Here is a 16,121-nt window from a genome sequence, read left to right as displayed (position 1 = left end):
ATACTATGAGTCTGAATTTCCTTGATTTTGAACAGCCGATAGCAGAGCTGGAAGCGAAAATCGATTCTCTGACTGCGGTAAGCCGCCAGGATGAGAAACTGGATATTAATATCGATGAAGAAGTCCATCGCCTGCGCGAAAAAAGCGTAGAACTGACGCGCAAAATCTTCGCCGATCTCGGCGCATGGCAGGTAGCCCAACTGGCGCGCCATCCGCAGCGTCCGTACACCCTGGATTATGTCCGTCTGGCGTTTGATGAGTTTGATGAGCTGGCGGGCGATCGCGCCTATGCTGATGACAAAGCCATCGTCGGCGGTATCGCGCGTCTGGAAGGGCGGCCGGTGATGATCATTGGTCATCAGAAAGGTCGTGAAACCAAAGAAAAAATTCGTCGTAACTTTGGCATGCCAGCGCCGGAAGGCTACCGCAAAGCGCTGCGCCTGATGGAAATGGCTGAACGCTTCAACATGCCGATTATCACCTTCATCGACACCCCGGGCGCTTACCCTGGCGTGGGCGCGGAAGAGCGTGGTCAGTCTGAAGCTATCGCCCGCAACCTGCGTGAGATGTCTCGTCTGAACGTACCTGTCATCTGCACCGTGATTGGCGAAGGCGGCTCCGGCGGCGCATTGGCGATTGGCGTGGGTGATAAAGTGAATATGCTGCAATACAGCACCTATTCCGTTATCTCCCCGGAAGGTTGCGCCTCTATTTTGTGGAAGAGCGCCGACAAAGCGCCATTGGCTGCTGAAGCGATGGGCATCATCGCGCCGCGTCTGAAAGAGCTGAAGCTAATCGATTCCATCATTCCGGAGCCGCTGGGCGGCGCGCACCGTAATCCGGAAGCGATGGCGGCATCGCTAAAAGCGCAGCTGCTGGAAGATTTAGCCGATCTCGATGTGTTAAGCACCGATGATTTAAAAAACCGTCGTTACCAGCGTTTGATGAGCTACGGTTACGCCTAATCATTTACCTCATTTTTCCCCAAGAGGCCGGATAATCCGGCCTCTTTTTTTTGGTCGAGGAAAAATGAGACGCCGATGAGTTGATGTGATTAAACGCAACGGCATGTTCTCCCTGACACTGTATCAACTGCCAGGCGTGTGGCCAGGGCAGGCAGTGAACTACCCTTCAAGGAGAAAATTATGGGATTGCAAAAAACACTGGCGCTCAGCGCCGTAGCGGCAGGGATCATGTTGAGCTTATCCGGTGCGCAGGCCGCGCCGCTGCTTAGCAGTAGTGAGCCAATGACCATTAACGCCAGCGATCTGGCGGCGAAAGAGAAAGCGCTAACGGATTTTCCGTTAATGGAGGCCGTGAAATCCTCTATTCAGACGTTGGATAACAGCGCGGTCGAACAAATCGAACCGGGGCGCGCCGCTAACCCGGCAAACGTAAAACGCGTTGAAAGTATTCTGAAAGAGGCCGACTGGGATTATCTGTTCCCGATGCGCGCGCCGGAATATACTTACTCTAACTTCCTGAAAGCGATAGGTAAATTCCCGGCGGTTTGTGGTACCTACACCGATGGACGCGATAGCGACGCTATCTGCCGTAAAACCCTGGCTACTATGTTTGCGCATTTTGCCCAGGAGACGGGCGGTCACGAAAGCTGGCGTGACATTCCGGAATGGCGTCAGGCGCTGGTCTATCTGCGCGAAGTCGGCTGGACAGAAGGGCAGAAAGGCGGCTACAACGGCGAATGTAACCCGGATGTATGGCAGGGCCAGACCTGGCCGTGCGGTAAAGATAAGGACGGCGATTTCCTCAGCTATTTTGGTCGCGGGGCAAAACAGCTTTCTTATAACTACAACTATGGGCCTTTCTCTGACGCGATGTATGGCGACGTTCGCCCTCTGCTGGATAAACCCGAGCTGGTGGCGGATACCTGGATGAACCTGGCGAGCGCCGTCTTCTTCTTTGTGTATCCGCAGCCGCCGAAGCCGTCTATGCTACATGTGATTGACGGTACCTGGCAGCCAAACGATCGCGATAAAGCAAACGGCCTGGTATCAGGTTTCGGCGTCACTATTCAGATCATCAATGGCGGCGTGGAGTGCGGCGGCGCAGATGAGAATGCGCAGTCGCTTAACCGCATCGCCTACTACAAAGAGTTTGCCAACTACCTGAAAGTGCCGGTGCCGGCTGACGAAGTGTTGGGCTGTAAAAAGATGAAGCAGTTCGATGAAGGCGGCGCTGGCGCGTTACCGATCTATTGGGAACAAGACTGGGGCTGGAGCGCCGATACTGCGGACGGTAAAACCTATTCCTGCCAGTTAGTTGGATATCAGACGCCGTATACCGCCTTTAAAGAGGGCGACTACACGAAATGTGTACAGTATTATTTCAACGTTAATGTCGTCGATGATAACGGAACCACTGAACCGGATGTCACGCCAACTCCGGCGCCAGTGACGGATGAAAACGTGGCGCCAGTCGCGCGCATTGCCGGGCCGGTCGGGGCGGTGGAAGCTGGTAGCCCGGTTTCACTCAGCGCGGAAGGATCGACCGACGCGAATGGCGACAAGCTCACCTATACCTGGATGTCGCAGGATGGCAAAACGCTGAGCGGCCAGGATAAAGCCGTTGTGATTTTCAACGCGCCGGATGTCACTCAGAACACCCAGTATGTGGTGAATCTGACCGTTAGCGACGGTACGCTCTCCAGTACAGCGGTTTATACGCTGAATGTGAAAGCGAAGGCCGCCGCTGCGGATGACGAAGATAAGACCACCAGCTACCCTGCCTGGAGCAGCAGCCAGAAATGGAATCCGGGCGACATCGTCAACAGTAATGGCGCATTGTACCAGTGCAAACCGTTCCCGGAAGGCTCATGGTGTAATGTTGCGCCTGCCTACTATGAGCCCGGCGTAGGGATTGCCTGGGCCGATGCATGGAACGCATTGTAATAAGATAAATCCTGTCGGTGCTTTGCATCGGCAGGATTGTTACTATGCTTATCTCAGGTTTTTTCAGGAGAAAGCATGAACATCATCGCCATTATGGGGCCGCACGGGGTTTACTATAAAGATGAACCCATCAAGGAGCTTGAGCGTGCATTACAATCCCTGGGATTTCAAATTATCTGGCCGCAAAATAGCGTTGACTTGTTGAAGTTTATTGAACATAACCCGCGCATCTGCGGCGTTATTTTTGACTGGGATGAATACAGTCTCGATCTTTGTAGCGAAATCAACCAGCTAAATGAATACCTTCCTCTCTACGCCTTTATCAATACCAACTCCACGCTGGACGTTAGCGTTCACGATATGCGCATGGCGCTGTGGTTTTTTGAGTATGCGTTGGGGCTGGCTGAAGATATCGCGACGCGCATTCATCAATATACAAACGAATATCTCGATAATATTACGCCGCCGTTTACCAAAGCGCTGTTTACCTACGCCAAAGAAGGAAAATATACCTTTTGTACGCCGGGTCATATGGCGGGAACGGCGTATCAGAAAAGCCCGCCAGGCTGTCTGTTTTATGACTTTTTTGGCGGCAATACCTTAAAGGCCGATGTGTCGATTTCGGTGACTGAACTGGGATCGCTGCTGGATCACACCGGGCCGCATCTGGAAGCGGAAGAGTATATCGCCCGTACTTTTGGCGCCGAGCAGAGCTATATGGTGACGAACGGTACGTCGACCTCGAATAAAATTGTCGGTATGTATGCCGCGCCTGCGGGAAGTACGCTACTTATTGATCGTAATTGTCATAAATCGCTGGCGCATTTGCTGATGATGAGCGATGTGGTGCCTCTCTGGTTGAAGCCGACGCGCAATGCGCTCGGCATTCTCGGCGGTATTCCCCGAAGGGAATTTACCCGTGCAAGCATCGAAAGCAAGATAGAGGAGACCCCTCAGGCGCAATGGCCGGTGCATGCGGTTATCACCAATTCGACTTACGATGGTCTGCTGTATAACACTAACTGGATCAAGCAGATGCTGGACGTTCCCTCGATCCATTTTGATTCCGCCTGGGTACCCTATACCCATTTCCATCCGATCTACCAGGGGAAAAGCGGGATGAGCGGCGATCGGGTGCCCGGAAAAGTGATTTTCGAAACGCAATCCACCCATAAAATGCTGGCGGCTTTTTCGCAGGCGTCGCTTATTCATATCAAAGGGGAATATGACGAAGAGACGTTTAACGAAGCGTTTATGATGCACACTTCCACATCGCCGAGCTATCCCATTGTCGCCTCTATCGAGACCGCGGCGGCGATGCTGCGCGGCAATCCAGGGAAAAGATTGATTAATCGTTCGGTGGAACGGGCGCTCCATTTTCGTAAAGAAGTACAGCGGTTACGTGAAGAGTCCGATAGCTGGTTCTTTGATATCTGGCAGCCGGAAGAGGTTGATGAGGCCGAATGCTGGCCGGTCACGCCGGGAGAAACCTGGCATGGCTTCACCGATGCTGATGACGATCATATGTTCCTCGATCCGGTTAAGGTGACAATCCTGACGCCGGGGATGGATGAACAGGGCAACATGGGCGAAGAGGGGATACCCGCCGCGCTGGTGGCGAAGTTCCTCGATGAGCGAGGCGTGGTGGTGGAAAAAACCGGGCCGTATAATCTGCTGTTTTTGTTCAGCATAGGGATTGATAAGACCCGTGCGATGGGGCTGCTGCGCGGACTGACGGAATTTAAACGCGCCTACGATCTTAACCTGCGCGTCAAAAATATGTTGCCGGATCTGTATGCGGAAGATCCGGATTTTTATCGCAATATGCGCATTCAGGATCTGGCGCAGGGGATCCATAAACTGATCCGCCAGCACGATCTTCCGGGGCTGATGTCGCGGGCGTTCGAGGTTTTACCGGAGATGATCATGACCCCGCACCAGGCCTGGCAGCGTCAGATCAAAGGCGAGGTGGAAACCGTGGCGCTCGATCAACTGCCAGGGCGCGTTTCCGCGAATATGATCCTGCCTTATCCGCCAGGCGTTCCGCTGTTGATGCCCGGCGAGAGGATCACGCAACAGAGTCGGGCCGTGCTCGATTTTCTGCTGATGCTCTGCTCGATTGGCCAGCATTATCCCGGTTTTGAAACGGATATTCACGGCGCGAAACGGAATGAAGACGGGGTGTACCAGGTACGAGTCTTAAAACACGCCTGCTAGCTTGCCTGACGGGAATGTGACGAGTAACGTACTGATAATCAATAAAGGAGACGCTATGCTGGGATTAAAACAGGTTCATCACATCGCGATCATTGCGACAGACTATGCGGTGAGCAAGGCGTTTTATTGCGATATTCTGGGGTTCGATCTGCTAAGCGAAGTCTGGCGGGAAGAGCGTGACTCGTGGAAGGGCGATTTGGCGCTAAACGGGCAGTATGTGATTGAGCTTTTCTCTTTTCCCTTCCCTCCGGCGCGTCCAAGCCGACCTGAAGCCTGTGGCCTGCGCCATCTGGCTTTCAGCGTGGAAAATGTGGAAAACGCCGTTGCGCATCTGGAAAAGCATCAGGTTAAGTGCGAACCGATACGCATCGATCCGTATACCGGGAAGCGCTTTACTTTTTTCAACGATCCGGACGGTTTACCGCTTGAGCTGTATGAGCAGTAAGGCTTGTCATTAAGACGCTCGCCAGGTAACGTTGCCGGGCTAAGTCACTATAAGCATGGATCATGACCACTCTCACGTTGAATACCTCGTTACTCTCTTCTCGCCGTATTCTGGCTGCCTTTAGCGGTGGCCTGGATTCTACGGTGCTTCTGCATCAACTGGTGTTGTGGCGAGAACGCCACCCTGACGTTACGCTGCGTGCTATCCATATTCATCACGGTTTAAGCCCTCATGCTGATAGCTGGGTGCGGCATTGCGAAACCGTATGCGAACGCTGGCAGGTTCCGCTGGTAGTGGAGCGGGTGACGCTGGCGGATAATGGCCTGGGTATCGAGGCCCATGCGCGTGAAGCGCGCTACCGGGCGTTCGCACAGACGCTATTGCCTGGCGAAGTGCTGGCAACCGCGCAGCACCTTGACGATCAGTGTGAAACGTTTCTGCTGGCGTTAAAGCGCGGCAGCGGTCCGGCCGGACTTTCCGCGATGGGAGAACGCTCGCCTTTTGCCGGAACTCTGCTTCTTCGCCCGCTGTTGAGAGAAACGCGGAAGACGCTGGAACAGTGGGCTGTGCGTCATGGCTTATGCTGGATTGAAGATGAAAGCAATCAGGATGACGCCTACGATCGCAATTTTTTACGCCTGCGGGCGCTTCCGCTCTTGCAGCAGCGCTGGCCGCATTTTCCTGCGGCGGTAGCCCGTAGCGCGACGCTCTGCGCCGAGCAAGAAAGGCTGCTGGACGAGCTTCTGGTCAGCGATCTTACGGACTGTATCACGACGGAGGGAACATTGCGGCTCTCTCCATTAATGTCGATGAGCGATGTACGGCGGGCGGCGATTTTGCGTCGCTGGCTGGCGATGCGTAATGCGCCGATGCCCTCTCGCGACGCGCTGGAACGTATCTGGCAGGAGGTGGCGCTGGCGCGCGACGATGCCTCTCCCTGTTTACGTTTTGGCGATCGCGAGATTCGCCGTTATCAGTCGCAACTGTGGTGGATTAAATCCGTGGCCGGACAACACGAAACGACGGTCGCCTGGCCCGTCTGGCAAACACCGCTGGCGCTGCCTGCCGGCTTAGGGACGGTACAGCTCGTTCCTGGCGGCGAACTGCGCCGACCGCGAGAGGAAGAATCCGTCAGCATTCGTTTTAAAGCGCCAGGCGTGCTACATATTGTCGGGCGTAACGGCGGACGTAAATTAAAGAAAATCTGGCAGGAGCAGGGGATCCCGCCCTGGCGACGAGATACCACGCCGCTGTTGTTTTACGGCGAAACGCTGATTGCGGCTGCGGGTGTTTTTGTGACGCGTGAGGGAGCAGCAGAAGATAAAGAAGGGGTGAGTCTGGTTTGGCATGCCTGATGGCGCTGCGCTTATCAGGCCTACTTATCGCATGGAACGTAGGCCGGATAAGGTGCTTGCACCACCATCCGGCAACAAAATACTCAGGATTCGCTAACTACCACGGTACCAATTTCCGGGTGGCTGAAACTGGCGATTTTATCGAGACGAAGTTCACAAGACTCGCCGGAAACCTCGGCAAGCAGATACTCTACGTTTTTACGTAAGATCAAATCGTTCGCTTTTGCCTGCAAAACCTCGCCATCTTTTAACGTTAGCGTCAGTATTAAATGATGCATGCAGGCAAGCTCAAGACTATCGTAGTCATCGCAATTAATGGGTTGATACGTTTCATTCATTGACATAATCGCTCACCAGTAAGTTCGCGGCAGCATAAGCTGCCTTTTCCCTGACCGACTCTGAAAGGGCGCTATCTGCCGCCACTTCATTAAGCACTTTCAATACACAACCCAGCGCATCCGGGACATACCCTAAGTCTCCGCTGGCGATTTCCGCATACCGCTTGCGTACTAACTCACAATATTTTTCCACATGCCCTCCTGTCAGCATTCTGACTTAACCGTGGATGCAAGTCTAAGCCTACGAAGTTAAATCTTGTTTAGCAAGGTGACTATACCATACTCATTTGCGCAATATCAGCGCCTGACGCGAGTGGATAAAAGATTCGTTAACAGCCTTTTAGCGCGGTTTTCGCTACAATGGGCGCCTGATTCGAAAGGAGTTTTCTCATGGCGCTTAAAGCGACAATTTATAAAGCCGTCGTCAATGTGGCTGACCTTGATCGCAACCGGTTTCTGGATGCGGCATTGACGCTGGCGCGTCACCCTTCTGAAACGCAGGAGCGCATGATGCTGCGCCTGTTGGCATGGATAAAATATGCTGATGAACGGTTGCAGTTTACACGTGGGCTCAGCGCGGAAGATGAGCCGGAGGCCTGGCTGCGTAACGATCATCTGGGCATCGATCTCTGGATAGAGCTGGGGCTGCCGGATGAGCGCCGTATTAAGAAAGCCTGTACTCAGGCAAGCGATGTCGCGCTCTTTGCTTATAACTCCCGGGCGGCGCAAATCTGGTGGCAGCAGCATCAAAGCAAGTGCGCGCAGTTCGCTAACCTGTCCGTCTGGTATCTGGATGACGGGCAACTGGCGCAGCTCAGTGAATTTGCCGATCGTACCATGACGCTACAGGCGACGATTCAGGACGGCGCAATCTGGCTTTCTGATGCTCGGAATAATCTGGAAATACAGCTAACCGCCTGGCAACAGCCCTCATGATTGCCATCTCCCGGACGGTCTCCATAGCCGATAATGAGCTGGAAATTACGGCCATTCGCGCGCAGGGCGCGGGTGGTCAGCACGTAAATAAGACCTCTAGCGCGATTCATTTGCGCTTTGACATTCGGGCCTCTGGCCTGCCAGAGTATTATAAACAGCGTTTGCTGACGGCCAGTCACCATCTGATAAGCGATGATGGCGTCATTATCATTAAGGCGCAGGAGTTCCGGAGCCAGGAGCTCAACCGGGAAGCGGCTATCGCCAGGCTGGTTGCTGTCATAAAAGAATTAACCGCGGAGCAGAAAAGCCGTCGCGCAACCCGTCCGACGCGTGCCTCGAAAGAGCGCCGCTTGTCCTCAAAGGCGCAAAAATCTTCTGTAAAGGCGCTTCGCGGCAAAGTTCGTCGTCCACTGGATTGACGGGCAGGAATAGCAATTTCATAAGGATTTTATGGTGAGAACAGCAATATTGTCAGTAGCGGCAGCCTGTACGCTATTTGCATTGATAGGGTGTAATAACCGTGCGGAAGTTGACGCCCTGCAACCTGCGCAGGCGGCGGAATTAAAACCCATGCAGCAAAGCTGGCGCGGCGTGCTGCCCTGTGCGGATTGTGAAGGTATTGAAACGTCACTGTTTCTGGAAAAAGACGGCACATGGGTGATGAACGAGCGCTATCAGGGCGTGCGCGAAGAACCTTCCTCTTTTGCGTCATACGGTACCTGGGCGCGGACGGCGGATAAACTGGTGTTAACCGACAGCAATGGCGAGAAATCGTATTATCGCGCGAAAGGCAATGCGCTGGAGATGCTCGACAGAGAAGGCAATCCGGTGGCTTCGCCGCTTAATTATACGCTGGTGCCTGTTACCGCCAGCCTGCCGGTAACGCCAATGCCGTTGCGTGGTATGTATGTATACAGGGCCGATGCGGCGACCTTTACCGATTGTGCGACCGGAAAACGGCTGCCGGTCGCCAGTAACGCCCAGCTTGAGCGCGGCTATTTGACGGCGAAAGGTGAAGCGGAAAAACCGGTGCTGCTGACGGTAGAAGGGCATTTTGTGTTTGCCGCGAACCCGGACACGGGCGAGCCGGTAAAAATGCTAATAGCCGATAAAAATGCGAAGTTTACGCCGGGTAAAGATTGCACCCACTAATAAAAGGCCTCGCAGGGTGCGAGGCCTTTACATATCTGCCGGGTGGCGCCGGGCAATCCCAACAAAATGTCGTTTAGCCTTTAATCGCCTTGACCAGATAATCAACGATATCGCCGGTTTTAATCAGCGATTTTTCACCGCTGCGACGGTATTTATACTCAATATCGTCGTTATCCAGGTTGCGATCGCCAATCACGATAGTATGTGGAATACCAATCAGCTCCATATCGGCAAACATCACGCCCGGGCGCTCTTTACGGTCGTCCATCAGCACTTCAATGCCCTGCGCGCGCAATTCGCTGTACAGCTTTTCCGCCAGCTCCTGCACACGGAAGGATTTGTGCATATTCATCGGCAGAATAGCGACCTGGAAAGGCGCAATGGCGTCAGGCCATACAATGCCGCGCTCGTCAAAGTTCTGCTCGATAGCTGCGGCAACGACACGTGTTACGCCGATACCGTAGCAGCCCATTGTCAGGATCTGGTTACGGCCATCTTCGCCCTGAACGGAGGCTTTCAGCGCTTCTGAGTACTTGGTACCTAACTGGAAGATGTGACCCACTTCGATACCGCGTTTGATAAGCAACGTTCCCTGACCGTCCGGACTCGGATCGCCGGCGACTACGTTACGGATGTCGGCAACAACAGGCGTCGCCACATCGCGATCCCAGTTAATACCAAAGTAGTGTTTACCGTCGATGTTAGCGCCAGCGGCAAAATCGCTCATGGCGGCAACGGTACGATCGATGATGACCGGAATCGGCATATTGACCGGGCCGAGGGAGCCAGGGCCGGCATTAATCACGGCGCGAATCTCTTCTTCGGTAGCGAAGGTCAGCGGGCTGGCAACGTGCGGCAGTTTTTCCGCTTTAACTTCATTCAGTTCATGATCGCCGCGAACCAGCAGAGCCACCAGCGGAGACTTGCTGTCTTTCACCGCTTTCACCAGCAGCGTTTTTACCGTTTTTTCAATTGGCAGGTTGAATTGTTCCACCAGCTCCGCGATGGTTTTGGCATTTGGCGTATCGACTAGAGTCATTTCCTGCGTCGCCGCTGCGCGCGGCGTTTGCGGCGCGATAGCTTCTGCCAGTTCAATGTTAGCCGCGTAATCAGAAACATCAGAGAAAACGATATCGTCTTCGCCGCTTTGCGCCAGCACCTGGAATTCATGCGAGGCGTTGCCGCCGATAGAACCGGTATCGGCCTGTACCGCGCGGAAATCCAGCCCCATACGGCTGAAGATACGGCTATACGCGGCGTACATGGCGTCATAGGTTTCCTGCAACGATTCCTGAGAGGTGTGGAAAGAGTAAGCATCTTTCATCAGGAATTCGCGCGAACGCATCACGCCAAAGCGCGGACGCACTTCATCACGGAATTTGGTCTGGATTTGGAAGAAGTTCAGCGGCAACTGCTTATAAGAGCTGAGTTCATTACGCACCAGATCGGTGATAACTTCTTCGTGGGTCGGGCCGAGTACGAACGGACGCTCGCCACGGTCGACAAAACGCAGCAGTTCCGGACCGTACTGTTCCCAACGACCACTCTCTTGCCACAGGTCGGCTGGCTGAACGACTGGCATCGACACCTCGATAGCACCGGCGTTGTTCATCTCTTCACGCACGATGTTTTCGACTTTTTTCAGGACGCGCAGGCCGGTCGGCAGCCAGGTATATAACCCGGAGGCGAGCTTGCGGATCATCCCGGCGCGCAGCATCAGCTGGTGGCTGATAACCTCGGCGTCGGCAGGTGTCTCCTTCAGAGTGGAGAGCAGGTATTGGCTAGTACGCATGTTGTTACGGTTCCAGTTGAACGATCGAACAGGCTCAATGTGAGCCTGATACAAAAAAAGTGATTTAGTTTACCAGCGTGCAAGAGATGTCAAAAGAGAAGGGCGTGAAATTACCGTGGTTCCAGCGCAAACACTTCAAATCCGGTGTTAACCACACGCCAGCGCACGTTAAAATCATGCAGCCAGACGGCATAGGTTTTGCCCGTCTCTTCACCCTTACGATAAGCCGGGCGAGGATCTTGCGCCAGCACATCGCAAATAAATGTCCGTAGCTGCGGATAACGCCTTTCCAGCGTCGTAAGCTGTTGAGCCACCTCAGCGGTAAAACTCACGGGCATTTCAGCTATCGGCGCCTGTTGCGCATAGCTGGCGGCGGCGTCCGGTAAGGCCTCGGCAAACGGTAAATACGGTTTAATATCCACCACCGGCGTGCCATCCACCAGATCCAGACTGCCTAATTTCAGAATTACGCTCTCTTTCCGGCACTCGATACCTTTTAGCGCAACGAGCGACATGCCAATCGGATTGGGGCGGAACGTGGAGCGCGTGGCAAAAACGCCCATTCTGGCGTTACCGCCAAGACGGGGCGGACGAACTGTTGGCCGCCAGCCGCCGTCCATCGTCTGATGAAAAACGAAAAGCACCCACAAATGGCTGAACGCCTCCAGGCCGCGAACGGCATCGGCCTGGTTGTAAGGCGCTATCAGATGCAGTTCGCCGCAGGCGCTTTTGACCAGACCAGGCTGGCGCGGAACGGCGAATTTTTCTTTATAGGGGGAGCGAATAACGCCGATTTGTTCAAACTGAAAGCTGCTCATTTCGCCGAAATATTCAGGGCGGACCCGATACAAACCGCCTGACGGTAGCAGCCTGGCGTGCCGCTGGTAATTTCACAGCTGTGCAGCAGGACGGCGTTGGCTTTCATTTTAGATGCATTAATCTGCATACGCTTGCGCGCAGTTGGAATGTTAGGCGGAGAGTCTTGATTTGTCGCCTGGCAGGATTCGCCGCTAACTTCGCCAAGATCGCGGAAAGGTTTGCCGACTAAGTCTTCAGCATTGGTGTAAATCCTGACGGGAGCGGCACGCGGCGCTTTAGGTTTCTCCGGCTCCGCTTTTGGCGGGGTTGCGGTGCTTTGAACGGGTTCAACAGGGGATCTGCTTAGCATGGAACAACCGCCCAGCATGAGTGCCAATAAACAGATCGGTAAAGCACGCATAATATTTCCTCAATGAATGTTCTAATTGCCAGATATTGAATCAGGAGCTTGCATAAATGACAAGACGGGCAATAGCCCGTCCTGAATAATATTACAGATTGTGGAATCAGCCTAAAACTTACCAGCCTTTCACCGCACCGCCATTAAAAACTTTATTTGCGGCTTCGTACACTTCATCAGACTGGTAAGCCTGAACGAATTTTTTCACATTCTCGGCGTCTTTGTTATCTTCACGCGTCACGATCAGGTTAACGTACGGAGAATCTTTATCTTCAACGAAGATACCGTCTTTCGCTGGCGTCAGGCCAATCTGGCTGGCGTAAGTCGTATTAATGACCGCTAACGCGATCTGCGCGTCATCCAGCGAACGCGGCAACTGCGGCGCTTCCAGCTCAACAATTTTCAGATTTTTCGGGTTTTCCACGATATCCAGCGAGGTAGGAAGCAGACCAACGCCGTCTTTCAGTTTAATCAGCCCTACTTTTTGCAGCAGCAACAGGGAACGACCAAGGTTGGTCGGGTCGTTAGGCACAGCGACCTGGGAACCGTCCTTGAGCTCATCCAGAGATTTGATTTTTTTGGAATATCCTGCAATGGGATAGACAAAAGTCTTACCAACAGAAACCAGTTTGTAGCCGCGATCTTTGATTTGCTGATCCAGATACGGTTTGTGCTGGAAGGCATTGGCATCGATATCGCCTTTGCTCAGCGCTTCATTAGGCAGAACATAATCATTAAAGGTCACCAATTCCACGTCCAGGCCGTATTTTTCTTTCGCGACTTTCTGCGCGACTTCGGCAACTTGCTGCTCTGCGCCAACGATTACGCCGACTTTAATATGATTCGGATCTTTTTCATCCTGACCGCAACCCGCAAGTGCCAGAGAACCAATCAGAGCACCCACTGCCGCAAAGGTTTTGAATTTGAACGCCATGCTTATTTCCTTAATGAGTATTTGTGTTGTGTTTAACGTTACTTATGCGTGACAGCCCTGACGATGCGATCGCCGGATAACTGAATTAAATAAACCAGAACGACGAGTAATACCAGCACCGTATTCATCACGGTAGCATTGTATCCAATATAACCGTACTGATAGCCGATTTGACCGAGGCCGCCTGCGCCGACGGCGCCGCCCATTGCGGAGTAACCGACCAGGGTGATCAGTGTAATGGTTGCCGCATTCACCAGACCAGGCAGCGCTTCCGGTAAAAGGATTTTACGTACAATTTGCAGCGGCGTGGCGCCCATCGCTCGCGAGGCTTCAATCAGCCCGGCAGGGATCTCTAACAACGCATTTTCCACCATACGGGCGATAAAAGGCGCGGCGCCGACGGTCAGCGGTACAATCGCGGCCTGCAAACCAATGGAGGTGCCGACAATTATTCGGGTAAAAGGAATCATCCACACCAACAGGATGATAAAGGGAATCGAGCGGAAAATATTGACCACCGCAGAGAGGGAGCGATACAGCCTGGCGTTCTCCATAATCTGCCCCGGGCGCGTAACATACAGCAATACGCCAACCGGCAGGCCAATCACGAAACCGAAGAAACCGGAGACAAAGGTCATCGCCAACGTTTCCCAAACGCCACGAACCAGTAACCACATCATTGCCTCAGACATAACCCAGTACCTCTACTTTCACATGGTGATCCTGCAGCCAGGCAATTGCGGCTTGCGTCTCTTCTTGCGTGCCGTGCATTTCCGTTAGCATAATGCCGAACTTCACACCGCCGGCGTAATCCATCTGCGCGCTGATAATATTATTGTTCACGTTGAAACGACGCGCGGTTTCAGAAAGCAGCGGGGCATCCACAGACTGCCCGGTGAATTCCATGCGCAGCATCGGCACGCTGTCAGTTTCCGGCGACGCTTTCAAACGCGCCTGGTAATCTTCCGGAATGTCCAGATGCAGAGTGGACTGAATAAACTTCTGCGCCAGCGGCGTTTTAGGATGCGAGAAGACTTCGCTGACCGTATCCTGCTCAATAAGCTCGCCATTACTGATAACGGCAACGCAGTCGCAGATACGTTTCACGACATCCATTTCATGAGTGATAAGCAGAATCGTCAACCCCAAACGACGGTTGATATCTTTCAGCAATTCCAGAATCGAACGGGTCGTTGCGGGATCAAGCGCGCTGGTGGCTTCATCGCACAGCAACACTTTTGGATTACTGGCTAACGCGCGGGCAATCGCGACACGCTGTTTCTGACCGCCGGAAAGATTTGCCGGATAGCTGTCGTGCTTGTCGCCAAGACCGACTAAATCCAGCAGCTCTGTGACACGGCGTTTGATCTCTTCCTTTGGTGTGTTATCCAGTTCCAGCGGCAACGCGACGTTGCCAAACACGGTACGGGAAGAGAGCAGGTTAAAATGTTGGAAAATCATGCCGATTTGACGGCGAGCTTTGGTCAACTCAGACTCTGAAAGCGTTGTCAGCTCCTGACCGCCGACCTGAACGCTACCTTCGGTTGGGCGTTCAAGTAAGTTAACGCAGCGGATAAGCGTACTTTTACCGGCGCCGGAGGCGCCAATGACGCCATAAATCTGCCCGGCAGGAACGTGCAGGCTGACATTATTTAGCGCCTGAATGGTGCGCGTCCCCTGCTGGAACACTTTGGTAATATTCGAAAGTTTAATCATTGATTCTTTATTATCGTAATGAAATGAGCGGAGGCATTTTCGTCTGCCTAATACGGTCAACGCCGTCAACAGAATGGATGTTAAGGCATCCAGACGTCTAAATCAATCAGGCTTTATACGATGAGCACTTTCTTGCCTGCTGAAACATGCGATACTAGCGCCACTTGCTTTACTCAGGAGCTATAAAAGGTGGCAAAGTCTGTACCCGCAATTTTTCTCGACCGTGACGGCACCATTAATGTGGATCACGGCTACGTACATGAAATCGATGCATTCGAGTTTATAGACGGTGTTATTGACGCGATGCGCGAGCTAAAAAAAATGGGCTATGCGTTGGTGGTGGTGACGAACCAGTCCGGAATCGCGCGCGGCAAATTCACTGAGGCGCAGTTTGAAACGTTAACCGAATGGATGGACTGGTCGTTGGCGGATCGCGATGTTGATTTGGACGGCATCTATTATTGTCCTCACCATCCGCAGGGCAGTATAGAAGAGTTCCGTCAGGTATGTGATTGTCGCAAGCCGCATCCAGGAATGCTTATCTCGGCGCGTGATTTCCTGCATATCGATATGGCGGCTTCTTATATGGTGGGAGACAAGCTGGAAGATATGCAGGCGGCAGCGGCGGCAAATGTCGGGACAAAAGTGCTGGTGCGTACGGGCAAACCGGTCACGGCAGAAGCAGAAAACGCGGCGGACTGGGTGTTAAACAGCCTTGCCGATCTGCCATCGGCGATAAAAAAGCAGCAAAAATAAGCGTTATGGATAAAAGATGAGCGGTTAAAACAAAAATGCATTTTTCCGCTTGTCTTCCTGAACCGACTCCCTATAATGCGCCTCCATCGACACGGCGGATGTGAATCACTTCACACAAACAGCCGGTCGGTTGAAGAGAAAAATCCTGAAATTCAGGGTTGACTCTGAAAGAGGAAAGCGTAATATACGCCACCTCGCGACGGTGAGCTGCAAGCCGCGTCGCACCTGCTCTTTAACAATTTATCAGACAATCTGTGTGGGCACTCGAAGATACGGATTCTTAACGTCGCAAGACGAAAAATGAATACCAAGTCTCAAGAGTGAACACGTAATTCATTACGAAGTTTAATTC

17 protein-coding genes are annotated in these 16,121 nt (G+C 53.1%); 9 read left to right on the top strand and 8 right to left on the bottom strand.

Annotated elements, in window-relative coordinates:
* The first annotated feature begins 5 nt into the window (after positions 1-5).
* From accA to tilS, 5 genes are all read left to right on the top strand, one after another.
* Entirely contained in the window at positions 6-965 is a 960-nt protein-coding gene (gene accA / locus J4728_RS16990) for an acetyl-CoA carboxylase carboxyl transferase subunit alpha (RefSeq protein WP_000055753.1), read from the top strand.
* A gap of 180 nt (positions 966-1,145) precedes the next feature.
* Positions 1,146-2,909: a chitinase gene (locus J4728_RS16985; protein WP_208212117.1), complete on the top strand. Its 1,764-nt coding sequence runs from the start codon at positions 1,146-1,148 to the stop codon at positions 2,907-2,909.
* Between the two features lie 75 nt (positions 2,910-2,984).
* Positions 2,985-5,126 carry a lysine decarboxylase LdcC gene (ldcC, locus tag J4728_RS16980; RefSeq protein WP_208212116.1) on the top strand — a complete coding sequence of 714 codons (2,142 nt, stop codon included), beginning with the start codon at positions 2,985-2,987 and terminating at the stop codon, positions 5,124-5,126.
* A gap of 55 nt (positions 5,127-5,181) precedes the next feature.
* Positions 5,182-5,571 (top strand): VOC family protein, encoded by a 390-nt coding sequence (locus tag J4728_RS16975; protein WP_000901088.1) that lies wholly within the window; start codon positions 5,182-5,184, stop codon positions 5,569-5,571.
* A 62-nt stretch (positions 5,572-5,633) separates the two neighbouring features.
* Positions 5,634-6,926 carry a tRNA lysidine(34) synthetase TilS gene (tilS, locus tag J4728_RS16970; protein ID WP_024158829.1) on the top strand — a complete coding sequence of 431 codons (1,293 nt, stop codon included), beginning with the start codon at positions 5,634-5,636 and terminating at the stop codon, positions 6,924-6,926.
* 83 nt (positions 6,927-7,009) lie between these two features.
* On the opposite strand, the gene rof is transcribed toward tilS, so the two are convergent.
* Together rof and J4728_RS16960 are read right to left on the bottom strand one after the other, a co-directional pair.
* Complete coding sequence (gene rof / locus J4728_RS16965) at positions 7,010-7,270, bottom strand: Rho-binding antiterminator (protein ID WP_000062330.1); 261 nt, start codon at positions 7,268-7,270, stop codon at positions 7,010-7,012.
* Entirely contained in the window at positions 7,257-7,457 is a 201-nt protein-coding gene (locus J4728_RS16960) for a YaeP family protein (RefSeq protein WP_001518678.1), read from the bottom strand. Before J4728_RS16960 ends, rof begins: the two co-directional genes overlap by 14 nt.
* 197 nt (positions 7,458-7,654) lie before the next feature.
* Here J4728_RS16960 and J4728_RS16955 point away from each other — a divergent pair, with 197 nt between their 5' ends.
* The 3 genes from J4728_RS16955 to nlpE are packed head-to-tail and all read left to right on the top strand — an operon-like array spanning position 7,655 to position 9,352.
* The gene (locus J4728_RS16955; RefSeq protein WP_001185319.1) at positions 7,655-8,200 is read left to right on the top strand and encodes a YaeQ family protein; all 546 of its coding nucleotides are present in this window, start codon (positions 7,655-7,657) and stop codon (positions 8,198-8,200) included.
* The gene (arfB, locus tag J4728_RS16950) at positions 8,197-8,619 is read left to right on the top strand and encodes an alternative ribosome rescue aminoacyl-tRNA hydrolase ArfB (RefSeq protein WP_000560527.1); all 423 of its coding nucleotides are present in this window, start codon (positions 8,197-8,199) and stop codon (positions 8,617-8,619) included. Before J4728_RS16955 ends, arfB begins: the two co-directional genes overlap by 4 nt.
* A 31-nt stretch (positions 8,620-8,650) precedes the next feature.
* A complete protein-coding gene (gene nlpE / locus J4728_RS16945) occupies positions 8,651-9,352 on the top strand; it encodes an envelope stress response activation lipoprotein NlpE (RefSeq protein ID WP_079835159.1) in 702 nt (233 codons plus the stop codon).
* A gap of 73 nt (positions 9,353-9,425) precedes the next feature.
* Here nlpE and proS read toward each other — a convergent pair whose 3' ends face one another.
* The 6 genes from proS to metN form a co-directional block, all read right to left on the bottom strand.
* Entirely contained in the window at positions 9,426-11,144 is a 1,719-nt protein-coding gene (gene proS, locus J4728_RS16940) for a proline--tRNA ligase (protein WP_001260683.1), read from the bottom strand.
* A 110-nt stretch (positions 11,145-11,254) separates the two neighbouring features.
* On the bottom strand, positions 11,255-11,962 hold the full coding sequence (tsaA, locus tag J4728_RS16935) for a tRNA (N6-threonylcarbamoyladenosine(37)-N6)-methyltransferase TrmO (protein WP_000093988.1): 708 nt from the start codon (positions 11,960-11,962) through the stop codon (positions 11,255-11,257).
* The gene (rcsF, locus tag J4728_RS16930) at positions 11,959-12,363 is read right to left on the bottom strand and encodes an Rcs stress response system protein RcsF (RefSeq protein ID WP_001202315.1); all 405 of its coding nucleotides are present in this window, start codon (positions 12,361-12,363) and stop codon (positions 11,959-11,961) included. Before rcsF ends, tsaA begins: the two co-directional genes overlap by 4 nt.
* A gap of 118 nt (positions 12,364-12,481) precedes the next feature.
* Complete coding sequence (gene metQ, locus J4728_RS16925; RefSeq protein WP_000874215.1) at positions 12,482-13,297, bottom strand: methionine ABC transporter substrate-binding lipoprotein MetQ; 816 nt, start codon at positions 13,295-13,297, stop codon at positions 12,482-12,484.
* A 38-nt stretch (positions 13,298-13,335) separates the two neighbouring features.
* On the bottom strand, positions 13,336-13,989 hold the full coding sequence (locus J4728_RS16920) for a methionine ABC transporter permease MetI (RefSeq protein WP_001287486.1): 654 nt from the start codon (positions 13,987-13,989) through the stop codon (positions 13,336-13,338).
* Positions 13,982-15,013: a methionine ABC transporter ATP-binding protein MetN gene (metN, locus tag J4728_RS16915; RefSeq protein WP_000594021.1), complete on the bottom strand. Its 1,032-nt coding sequence runs from the start codon at positions 15,011-15,013 to the stop codon at positions 13,982-13,984. The genes J4728_RS16920 and metN overlap by 8 nt, the downstream gene beginning before the upstream one ends.
* 189 nt (positions 15,014-15,202) lie before the next feature.
* Between metN and gmhB the strand changes: the two genes are divergently transcribed.
* On the top strand, positions 15,203-15,769 hold the full coding sequence (gmhB, locus tag J4728_RS16910; RefSeq protein ID WP_001140158.1) for a D-glycero-beta-D-manno-heptose 1,7-bisphosphate 7-phosphatase: 567 nt from the start codon (positions 15,203-15,205) through the stop codon (positions 15,767-15,769).
* Positions 15,770-16,121 lie beyond the last annotated feature (352 nt).

Source organism: Salmonella sp. 32070601201500089SM (assembly GCF_017573605.1).
GTDB classification, from domain to species: domain Bacteria; phylum Pseudomonadota; class Gammaproteobacteria; order Enterobacterales; family Enterobacteriaceae; genus Salmonella; species Salmonella enterica.
Note: the sequence above shows the minus strand (reverse complement) of the source record. Positions and strands in the feature narration are given on the sequence as shown.